The 10,864-nt window shown below is 65.7% G+C and carries 8 protein-coding genes and 2 rRNA genes (1 of these 10 only partly in view); all 10 read left to right on the top strand.

From position 1 onward, the window contains the following. A 23S ribosomal RNA gene (locus QGN32_RS00170) occupies positions 1 to 2,609 on the top strand (it extends 519 nt beyond the left edge of the window). A gap of 90 nt (positions 2,610 to 2,699) precedes the next feature. Further along, positions 2,700 to 2,814 (top strand): 5S ribosomal RNA (gene rrf, locus QGN32_RS00165). 103 nt (positions 2,815 to 2,917) lie between these two features. Further along, positions 2,918 to 3,700 (top strand): tetratricopeptide repeat protein, encoded by a 783-nt coding sequence (locus tag QGN32_RS00160; protein ID WP_326546699.1) that lies wholly within the window; start codon positions 2,918 to 2,920, stop codon positions 3,698 to 3,700. Between the two features lies 1 nt (position 3,701). After that, a complete protein-coding gene (locus QGN32_RS00155) occupies positions 3,702 to 4,724 on the top strand; it encodes an HAD-IIA family hydrolase (protein ID WP_326546698.1) in 1,023 nt (340 codons plus the stop codon). A gap of 8 nt (positions 4,725 to 4,732) precedes the next feature. Then, positions 4,733 to 4,909 (top strand): hypothetical protein, encoded by a 177-nt coding sequence (locus tag QGN32_RS00150; RefSeq protein WP_326546697.1) that lies wholly within the window; start codon positions 4,733 to 4,735, stop codon positions 4,907 to 4,909. A 5-nt stretch (positions 4,910 to 4,914) separates the two neighbouring features. After that, positions 4,915 to 5,724 carry a TlyA family RNA methyltransferase gene (locus tag QGN32_RS00145; RefSeq protein WP_326546696.1) on the top strand — a complete coding sequence of 270 codons (810 nt, stop codon included), beginning with the start codon at positions 4,915 to 4,917 and terminating at the stop codon, positions 5,722 to 5,724. Next, a complete protein-coding gene (locus QGN32_RS00140) occupies positions 5,721 to 6,644 on the top strand; it encodes an NAD kinase (RefSeq protein ID WP_326546695.1) in 924 nt (307 codons plus the stop codon). Before QGN32_RS00145 ends, QGN32_RS00140 begins: the two co-directional genes overlap by 4 nt. Next, positions 6,644 to 8,407: a DNA repair protein RecN gene (gene recN, locus QGN32_RS00135; protein ID WP_326549246.1), complete on the top strand. Its 1,764-nt coding sequence runs from the start codon at positions 6,644 to 6,646 to the stop codon at positions 8,405 to 8,407. The genes QGN32_RS00140 and recN overlap by 1 nt, the downstream gene beginning before the upstream one ends. A gap of 212 nt (positions 8,408 to 8,619) precedes the next feature. Then, the gene (steA, locus tag QGN32_RS00130) at positions 8,620 to 9,804 is read left to right on the top strand and encodes a putative cytokinetic ring protein SteA (protein ID WP_326546694.1); all 1,185 of its coding nucleotides are present in this window, start codon (positions 8,620 to 8,622) and stop codon (positions 9,802 to 9,804) included. Then, a complete protein-coding gene (locus tag QGN32_RS00125) occupies positions 9,805 to 10,743 on the top strand; it encodes a copper transporter (RefSeq protein ID WP_326546693.1) in 939 nt (312 codons plus the stop codon). It abuts the gene before it with no gap. The last annotated feature ends 121 nt before the right edge of the window (positions 10,744 to 10,864 follow it).

Here is a 10,864-nt window from a genome sequence, read left to right as displayed (position 1 = left end):
TACTTCTCAGTGACCGATAGCGGATCAGTACCGTGAGGGAATGGTGAAAAGTACCCCGGGAGGGGAGTGAAAGAGTACCTGAAACCGTGTGCCTACAATCCGTCAAAGCCCCCGCTTGTCGTGGGGTGATGGCGTGCCTTTTGAAGAATGAGCCTGCGAGTCAGGGACATGTCGCGAGGTTAACCCGGGTGGGGTAGCCGCAGCGAAAGCGAGTCTGAATAGGGCGTATCACGTCAGCAGTGGCGTGTGTAGTGGTGTGTTCTGGACCCGAAGCGGAGTGATCTACCCATGGCCAGGGTGAAGCGCGGGTAAGACCGCGTGGAGGCCCGAACCCACTTAGGTTGAAGACTGAGGGGATGAGCTGTGGGTAGGGGTGAAAGGCCAATCAAACTCCGTGATAGCTGGTTCTCCCCGAAATGCATTTAGGTGCAGCGTTGCGTGTTTCTTGTTGGAGGTAGAGCTACTGGATGGCCGATGGGCCCTACTAGGTTACTGACGTCAGCCAAACTCCGAATGCCGACAAGTCAAAGCGTGGCAGTGAGACGGCGGGGGATAAGCTCCGTGCGTCGAAAGGGAAACAGCCCAGATCGCCGGCTAAGGCCCCTAAGCGTGTGCTAAGTGGAAAAGGATGTGCAGTCGCGAAGACAACCAGGAGGTTGGCTTAGAAGCAGCCACCCTTGAAAGAGTGCGTAATAGCTCACTGGTCAAGTGATTGTGCGCCGATAATGTAGCGGGGCTCAAGCACACCGCCGAAGCCGCGGCAGCGCACACCTTTTGGTGTGTGTTGGGTAGGGGAGCGTCCTGCATCCGGTGAAGCCACAGAGTGATCTAGTGGTGGAGGGTGTGGGAGTGAGAATGCAGGCATGAGTAGCGATAAGGCAAGTGAGAACCTTGCCCGCCGGAAGACCAAGGGTTCCTGGGCCAGGCCAGTCCGCCCAGGGTGAGTCGGGACCTAAGGCGAGGCCGACAGGCGTAGTCGATGGACAACGGGTTGATATTCCCGTACCCGTGTATGAGCGTCCCTGACGAATCCATTCTGCTAACCACCCAAAACCTGGCCGACTGATCCCTTCGGGGTGATGGGGTCGGGGGCTGCGTGGGACCCGTGTGGGTAGTAGTCAAGCGATGGGGTGACGCAGGAAGGCAGCCGTACCAGTCAGTGGTAATACTGGGGCAAACCGGTAGGGAGAAACCCAGGCAAATCCGGGTTTCACATATCCTGAGAGGTGATGCATAGCCGAGTGAGGCGAATTCGGTGATCCTATGCTGTCGAGAAAAGCCTCTAGCGAGCGCATACACGGCCCGTACCCCAAACCAACACAGGTGGTCAGGTAGAGAATACCAAGGCGTACGAGTGAACTATGGTTAAGGAACTCGGCAAAATGCCCCCGTAACTTCGGGAGAAGGGGGACCCACACACCGTCAACACCCTTTGCGGTGGGCAGCGGGAGTGGGTGGCACAAACCAGTGAGAAGCGACTGTTTACTAAAAACACAGGTCCGTGCGAAGTCGCAAGACGATGTATACGGACTGACGCCTGCCCGGTGCTGGAAGGTTAAGAGGACCCGTTAACCCGCAAGGGTGAAGCGGAGAATTTAAGCCCCAGTAAACGGCGGTGGTAACTATAACCATCCTAAGGTAGCGAAATTCCTTGTCGGGTAAGTTCCGACCTGCACGAATGGCGTAACGACTTCTCAGCTGTCTCAACCATAGACTCGGCGAAATTGCATTACGAGTAAAGATGCTCGTTACGCGCGGCAGGACGAAAAGACCCCGGGACCTTCACTACAACTTGGTATTGGTGCTCGATACGGTTTGTGTAGGATAGGTGGGAGACTGTGAAGCCGTCACGCCAGTGATGGTGGAGTCGTTGTTGAAATACCACTCTGATCGTATTGGGCCTCTAACCTCGAACCGTCTATCCGGTTCAGGGACAGTGCCTGGCGGGTAGTTTAACTGGGGCGGTTGCCTCCTAAAAAGTAACGGAGGCGCCCAAAGGTTCCCTCAACCTGGACGGCAATCAGGTGTTGAGTGTAAGTGCACAAGGGAGCTTGACTGCGAGACGGACATGTCAAGCAGGGACGAAAGTCGGGACTAGTGATCCGGCACCCCCGAGTGGAAGGGGTGTCGCTCAACGGATAAAAGGTACCCCGGGGATAACAGGCTGATCTTCCCCAAGAGTCCATATCGACGGGATGGTTTGGCACCTCGATGTCGGCTCGTCGCATCCTGGGGCTGGAGCAGGTCCCAAGGGTTGGGCTGTTCGCCCATTAAAGCGGCACGCGAGCTGGGTTTAGAACGTCGTGAGACAGTTCGGTCTCTATCCGCCGCGCGCGTCAGAAGCTTGAGGAAACCTGTCCCTAGTACGAGAGGACCGGGACGGACGAACCTCTGGTCCACCAGTTGTCCCACCAGGGGCACCGCTGGATAGCCACGTTCGGACAGGATAACCGCTGAAAGCATCTAAGCGGGAAACCCCCTCCAAGACCAGGCTTCTCACCCATCAAGTGGGATAAGGCCCCCCGCAGACCACGGGATCGATAGACCAGACCTACACACCCAGCAATGGGCGCAGGGAACTGGCACTAACCGGCCGAAAACTTACACACACTCGCAACCACACCCCACACAAACCAACCACACCCCACCACCAAAAACACCACCGGCCACACCACGTGAACACCCCAAAAAAATAGAGTTACGGCGGTCAACAGCGGCAGGGAAACGCCCGGACCCATCCCGAACCCGGAAGCTAAGCCTGCCAGCGCCAATGATACTGCCCAACCCGGGCGGAAAAGTAGGACACCGCCGAACACAAATTAGGATTACCCCCCACCGTTTCGTGGGGGGTAATTCTATTTCGCGACAATTGATTACGTATTATCGCAGAACTCGTCCATCCGGTAGAAAGGCATACGTGGCTGAGGACAGAAGGGGTGGCGACAACGGGCGCCGGCCGCAGCGTTCGGCACCGCGTAGTTCGGGTCCGAACCGGGCTCGACGATCCCAACCCAGAGCGGACGGTGAGCCACGTCCGTCGGCCGGCCCGCAGCTCCCGGAAGGCATTGAGGCCAGGCAACTTGCGCCCGATGTCCGCGGTGAGCTCACCACGTTGGACCGCTCCACCGCCGACTTCGTGGCCCGTCACCTGGTGGCCGCCGGCCAACTCATCGACGACGATCCGCAGGCGGCGCTCGAGCACGCCCGCGCCGCCCGTGCCCGCGCCGCCCGAATCGCCGCAGTGCGCGAAGCCGTCGGAATCGCCGCCTACCACTGCGGGGACTGGGCGCAGGCGCTCGCCGAACTCCGCGCCGCCCGGCGGATGGGCAGCAGATCCCCGCTGCTGGCGTTGATCGCCGACTGCGAGCGCGGCGTCGGACGCCCGGAGCGGGCCATCGAACTGGCCCGCAGCCCCGAAGCCGCCCAGCTCACCGGTGACGACGCCGACGAACTGCGGATCGTGGTGGCCGGCGCCCGGGCCGACCTCGGGCAGCATGAGCAGGCCTTAGCGCTTCTGTCGACACCGCAACTGGATCCGACGCGTACCGGGCAAACCGCGGCACGCCTGTTCTATGCGTACGCCGAAACACTTCTGGCGTTGGGCCGCAACGGCGATGCGCTGCAGTGGTTCATCAATGCCGCTGCCGCCGATGTCGACGGTGTCACCGACGCCGAAGAGCGCATCACGGAGCTCTCCTGAGGTGAGCACCCTCGCACACGAGCATGACTGCCTCCTCCTGGATCTCGACGGCACCGTGTTCCGCGGACGCGAAGCGACCGTTGGCGCAGTCGACACGCTGGCCGCCATCGGCGCACGCACCCTCTACGTCACCAACAACGCGTCGCGAGAGCCGGCCGAGGTAGCCCAGCACCTGCACGACTTGGGTTTCGCCGCGGCACCCGAGGACGTCGTCACCAGCGCTCAGAGCGCCGCGAAACTCCTGGCCGACCAATTACCGCCTGGCGCAATCGTTCTCGTGGTCGGCACGGAAGCGCTGGCGGCGGAGATCACGAGCGTCGGGCTCAAACCCGTTCGGCAGTGGTCGGACGGGCCGGTCGCCGTCGTCCAAGGTCACTCACCGCAGACCGGTTGGCCGGATCTGGCCGAAGCGGCGTTGGCGATCCGGGCCGGCGCACTGTGGGTGGCGGCCAATGTGGACCTGACGCTGCCGTCCGAGCGAGGCCTGCTGCCCGGCAACGGATCGATGGTGGCAGCACTGCGCGCGGCGACCGACCGCGTGCCCCAAGTGGCGGGCAAGCCCCAACCGACCCTGCTCACCGACGCGTTGGCCCGCGGTTCGTTCCAGGCTCCCCTCGTGGTGGGCGACCGCCTCGACACCGACATCGCCGGGGCGAACGCCGCCGGCCTGCCCAGCCTGCTGGTCCTCACCGGCGTCAGCACCGCTGACGACCTCGTCCGCGCGGTTGCCTCGGAGCGACCGGACTACCTGGCCGAGGATCTGCGTTCGCTCGTTGCCCCCGCGGATACGCTGCGCATCGCGCCGCAGTCGGCCTGGCGCGTCGATGTCGGTCCGTCGGCAGTGACGGTGCACTTCACTGGCCGCGATCCCGGCGACCCCCTGTCGGTGGTACGAGCTACCGCCGATGCGGTGTGGAAGGCCAAGCTCGACGGCCGAACGTTGACCCTGACTGCCGGAGACGACACCGCGCAACAGGCGCTGCAGCGCTGGTCCATGCTTGCCGGGGCGGATCGGCTAGCGTGAACACCGACATGAGTACCGACCCCGAACAGATCCGCGCACGAATCGCGGAGTTGCTGGCAGATCTGCCTGACCCCGCGCAAGAAGGCGTCAACCTGACCGACGCCGACGTCGAACTTCTCGCGGCGCGGCTGGAAGAGGCGCACGACATGCTCGTGCAGGCACTCGAGTCGGTCGAGAAAGGCTGAGCGCCGTGGCACGGCGCGCACGGGTGGACGCCGAACTGGTGCGACGGGGCCTGGCCCGGTCCCGCCAGCAGGCCGCCGAGCTGATCGGTGCGGGGCGGGTGAGCATCGACGGCATGCCCGCAGCCAAGCCCGCCACCGCCGTCTCGGTCACGGCGAACCTCAGCGTGGAGGGCGCCGACGGGCGCGCATGGGTATCGCGGGGTGCGCACAAGCTGATCGGTGCGCTGGACGCCTTCGGACTGACCGTGGCGGATCGCCGATGCCTGGACGCCGGCGCATCGACCGGGGGTTTCACCGAAGTGCTGCTCGATCGCGGCGCATGCCAGGTGATCGCCGCGGACGTCGGCTACGGCCAGTTGGCCTGGCCGCTGCGTACCGATCCGCGAGTGACCGTGATGGAACGCACCAACGTGCGCGAGCTCACGGCCGAGGCGATCGGTGGTCCCGTCGACCTCGTCGTCGCCGACCTGTCGTTCATCTCGCTGTCCACCGTGTTGCCCGCGCTGACGTCATGCGCGTCACCCGACGCCGATATCGTGCCCATGGTGAAACCGCAGTTCGAGGTCGGTAAGGAGCGGGTCGGCGCGGGCGGCGTCGTTTCCGATCCTGACCTGCGCGCGGACGCCGTCCTCACCGTCGCGCGCCGCGCCGCCGAGCTGCGCTGGCACCCGGTCGCGGTCACCGCGAGCCCGCTACCCGGCCCGTCCGGCAACGTCGAGTACTTCCTGCACCTGCGCGGAGGCGGTGACGGTGGATTGCAGGGGCCGGAGCTCGAGCGCGCCGTACGCACCGCCGTCGCGGAGGGTCCGCAATGAACACCGACCGCACGATCCTGATGGTGGTGCACACCGGCCGCGACGAGGCCACCGAGGTGGCCCGGCGGGTGCAAAAGATGCTCGGCGACAACGGGATCGGACTCAAGGTGCTGTCCGCCGAAGCCGTCGACCGAGGCCCGGTTCACCTGTCGCCCGACGACATGCGCGCGCTCGGTGTGGAAATCGAAGTGGTCGACGCCGAGGAGCGCGCCGCCGAAGGCTGTGAACTCGTCCTCGTGCTGGGTGGTGACGGCACCTTCCTGCGCGCTGCCGAGCTCGCCCGCAACGTCGAAATCCCGGTGCTGGGAGTCAATCTCGGTCGTATCGGCTTTCTTGCCGAGGCGGAGGCCGACTCCATCGACAAGGTCCTCGACCACGTCATCACCCGCGACTACCGCGTCGAGGAGCGGATGACACTCGACGTCGTGGTGCGCGTGGACGGCAAGATCGTCGACCGGGGCTGGGCGCTCAACGAGGCCAGTCTCGAAAAGGGCCCTCGCCTCGGTGTGCTGGGAGCCGTGCTCGAGGTCGACGGCCGGCCGGTGTCGTCGTTCGGCTGCGATGGCGTGCTGGTGGCGACACCGACCGGATCGACGGCGTGGGCCTTCTCCGCGGGAGGTCCTATCGTGTGGCCCGACCTGGAGGCGATTCTGGTCGTGCCGAACAACGCTCACGCGCTGTTCGCCAGGCCGATGGTCACCAGCCCCGAGGCGGCCATCGCGATCGAGGTCGAGGCGAGTGGCCACGACGCACTGGTGTTCTGTGACGGCCGCCGCGAGATGGTGGTGCCCGCGGGGGGCCGGGTGGAGGTCACCCGGTGCGGAACCCCGGTGAAGTGGGTGCGCCTCGACAGCGCGCCGTTCACCGACCGCCTCGTGCGTAAGTTTCGGTTGCCGGTCACGGGGTGGCGCGGACAGTAGTGCTATCCGAGATCCGTATCGAGTCTCTGGGTGCGATCAGCACCGCGACCGCCGAATTCGACCGCGGTTTCACGGTGCTGACCGGGGAGACCGGGACGGGCAAGACCATGGTGGTCACGGGTCTGCATCTGCTCGGCGGTGCCCGTGCCGACGCGACGCGCGTGCGGTCGGGGGCCAGGCGGGCGGTTGTCGAAGGTCGCTTCACCACAACAGAACTCGGTGACACCGTGGCGTCGCTGGTGGAGGAGATCCTCGACTCCTCAGGCGCCGAACGCGATGATGACGGCAGCGTCATCGCCGCGCGTTCGGTCAGCCGCGGCGGACCGTCGCGGGCCTACCTCGGCGGACGCAGCGTGCCGGCGAAGTCGCTGAGCACCTTCACCACCGAGCTTCTCACGCTGCATGGGCAGAACGACCAGTTGCGGCTGATGCGCCCGAACGAACAGCGCGCAGCGCTCGACCGGTTCGCCGGCGTCGAAACGCCGTTGAAGCGGTACCGGCGGGCGCGGGAGGATTGGCTCGCGGCACGGCGGGATCTCCTCGACCGCACGCAGCGGGCACGGGAGTTGGCACAGGAGGCCGACCGGCTGAAATTTGGGATCGACGAAATCGACGCTGTGGCACCGCAACCCGGCGAGGACGCCGAACTCGTCGACGACATTCGCCGCCTCTCCGAACTCGACGCGCTACGCGAGGCGGCCCAGAACGCCCGAGCGGCACTAGCAGGCCCCGACGACCCATCATCGGATGCGCTCTCGGCGACTCACGGTGTGGCACAAGCTAAGTCCGCGCTGGAGGCGACGAACGACACGGCGCTGATCGCGCTGGCCGAGCAACTCACCGAAGCCCTCGCAGTGATCGCCAATGTCAGCGGCGAACTCGGCACCTATCTGTCGGGGCTGCCCACTGACACCAGCGCCCTGGAGAGCAAGTTGGCCCGTCAGGCCGAGCTGCGCTCGCTGACCCGCAAGTACGCGGCCGATATCGATGGCGTGCTCGATTGGGTGCGTGAATCCCGGGACCGGCTCGCCCAACTCGACGTGTCCGAAGAAGCGCTTGCCGGGCTGCAACGCCGGGTCGACGAGCTCGAGGCCAACACCGTCGCCGCGGCTGCCGATGTGAGCAAAGCCAGAACGAAGGCGGCCAAGGGCCTCGCCAAGACGGTGACCGCAGAACTTTCCGGGCTGGCGATGGCCGGTGCCGAGTTCACCGTGTCGGTCGGCCCGCTGTTGGCGCGCGCCGACGACTCCGCGCCGGTCACGTTGCCGTCCGGTGAGACCGTGCACGCCGGCCGCGATGGCGTCGACAACGTCGAGTTCGGTTTCGCGGCCCACCGCGGGACCGACGTGCTGCCGTTGCACAAGAGCGCGTCGGGCGGTGAACTCTCGCGGGTGATGCTGGCACTCGAAGTCGTGCTGTCCGCCTCGGCCGAGGGCACCACGATGGTCTTCGACGAGGTCGACGCCGGAGTCGGGGGTCGGGCCGCGGTGCAGATCGGCCGGCGACTGGGCCGACTGGCGCGCAGCCACCAGGTCATCGTCGTCACGCACCTACCGCAGGTGGCCGCCTACGCCGACGTTCACCTCGTCGTCGGGGGAGACGGCGGGCAGAAAAGTTCCAGCGGCGTCCGCCGCCTCGACGACGACGAACGCGTCGCCGAACTGGCGCGCATGCTGGCGGGGCTGGGTGAATCCGACAGCGGCCGCGCCCACGCCCGCGAGTTGCTGGAGGCGGCGCAAAAGGACCGCGCCGAGGGCGATTAGCCTCCCAGCACGGTGTCGATCAGGGCCGTGATGTACTCCGGGTCAGTCGTTTCGGCGGTCGAGTCGACCGTCGAGCCCTCACGTCGGATCACGGCGGCAACCTCGTGGAGTTTTTCGTACTGCGGCGGCGACGTGTTACTAATGTGACAAAAGGGACAGATGATACGGCGCGCCTCCGACAGATCGCTCGATGATCTCGACAAAATCGCCGCATGAAGATGTCAGCGCTGCTATCCCGCAATGCCAGTTCACGCCCGGGCATCACCGGCACGGCCCGCGTCGACCGCGACATTGATCGGCTCTTGCGGCGCATCACCCCGGGCGACATCGTCGTCATCGACGCACTCGACTTGGACCGAATCACCGCCGATACGCTTGTCGAGGCCGGCGTCACTGCGGTCGTCAACGCCTCGCCGTCGATTTCGGGGCGGTACCCGAACCTGGGACCCGAGGTATTGGTCGCCAACGGGATCACGCTGATCGACGACACCGGCACCGACGTCTTCAAGAAGGTCAAGGACGGCGCGCGGGTGCGATTGCACGAAGGCGGCGTCTACGGCGGGGACCGCCTACTGGTGCAAGGGGCCGAACGCTCCGACCACGAGATCCACGAACTGATGCACGAGGCCAAGAGCGGCCTGGTGGCCCACCTCGAGGCCTTCGCGGGCAACACCATCGAGTTCATCCGCAGCGAAAGCCCGCTGCTGATCGACGGCATCGGCATTCCCGACATCGACGTCGACCTCGACCGGCGCCACGTGCTGATCGTCGCCGAGGACGTCGACGCCGCCGCCGACCTCAAGGCGCTCAAACCGTTCATCAAGGAATACCAACCTGTGCTGGTCGGTGTCGGCACCGGCGCGGACGTGCTGCGCAAGGCGGGCTACCGGCCGCACCTGATCGTCGGCGACCCGGACAAGATGAGCGCCGAGGTGCTGCGGTGTGGGGCACAGGTCGTGCTCCCCGCCGACGCCGACGGCCACGCCGCCGGACTCGAGCGGATCCAGGACCTCGGCGTCGGAGCGATGACGTTTCCCGCCGCGGGATCGGCTGCAGACCTGGCGTTGCTGCTGTGCGACCACCATGGTGCGTCGTTGATCGTCACCGCCGGCCATACCGCCAGCATCGAAGAGTTCTTCGACCGGGCTCGCCAGCAGAGCAATCCGTCGACATTCCTGACGAGGCTCAAGGTCGGCGAGAAACTCGTCGACGCCAAGGCCGTCGCGACGCTGTACCGCAGCCGGGTGTCGGGCGGAGCGATCGCCATGCTGGTGCTGGCGGTGCTGGTCGCGGTGATCGTCGCCCTGTGGGTGGCGCGGGTCGATACGGCGCTGCTGGACTGGATCGTCGACTACTGGAACCGCTTCTCGCTATGGGTCCAGGGCTGGGTCACCTAAATGATCTCCCTACGCGCACACGCTATTTCGCTCGCAGCGGTGTTCCTCGCACTTGCCATCGGTGTCGCACTCGGATCCGGGCTGTTGTCGAACACCGTGCTGTCGGGCCTGCGCGACGACAAGCACACACTGCAAGAACAAATCAACTCGCTCACGGACGAGAAGAATGGCCTCAACGAGAAGCTCGGTGCGGCAGGGGAGTTCGACGCGCAGATGTCGTCGCGCATCCTGCGTGACACGCTCGTCGACAAATCGGTGGTGCTGTTTCGCACGCCCGATGCCGCGGACGACGACGTCGAAGCGGTGGTGCGACTCGTCGGTCAGGCCGGGGGGACGGTCACCGGCACGGTGGCGCTGACGCCGCAGTTCGTCGAGGCCAACTCCGCCGAGAAACTGCTGTCCGTGGTGAACTCGCCGATCGTGCCGGCCGGGAGACAGCTGAGCACCGCCTCGGTGGACCAGGGTTCCCAGGCGGGCGACCTGCTGGGCCTGGCGCTGCTGATCGACCGCGACCCGAAGGTGCAGAACGTCGACGACGGTCAGCGCGACACGGTGCTCGCCACCCTGCGCGACACCGGCTTCATCACCTACGGCGACCGAGTGGGTGCGGCCAACACCGTGTTGATCGTGACGGGTGGACCGTTGGGCGAGGACGCGGGTAACCGGGGCGCCACCGTCGCCCGTTTCGCCGGCGGGCTGGCGCCACACGGATCGGGCACCGTGCTGGTGGGTCGTGACGGCTCGGCGTCCGGCACCGCGGCGGTCGCCGTCGCCCGGTCGGACTCGGCCCTGACCTCCGCGGTGAGCACGGTCGACGACGTCGACAGCGAATCCGGCCGCATCACCGCGGTGCTGGCGCTGGGTGACCTGGCCAACGGGGGCCGACCCGGCCAGTACGGCATCGGCCCGGGTTCGACGTCGGTCACGGTCCCGCAATGACGCCTCCGACGGCGCGGCACCGACGCGGTGTCGCCCTCGGTGTTAGGGTGGGGTTCCGTGGGTCGGCAGGCCCCAAACTGGGAATCAGCCTAGAGACGTAAGCCCTGCCCGTCGTCACGGA

The organism is Mycolicibacterium sp. ND9-15, assembly GCF_035918395.1.
Classification (GTDB): Bacteria; Actinomycetota; Actinomycetes; order Mycobacteriales; family Mycobacteriaceae; genus Mycobacterium.
This window is presented reverse-complemented; position numbering and strand designations above follow the sequence as displayed.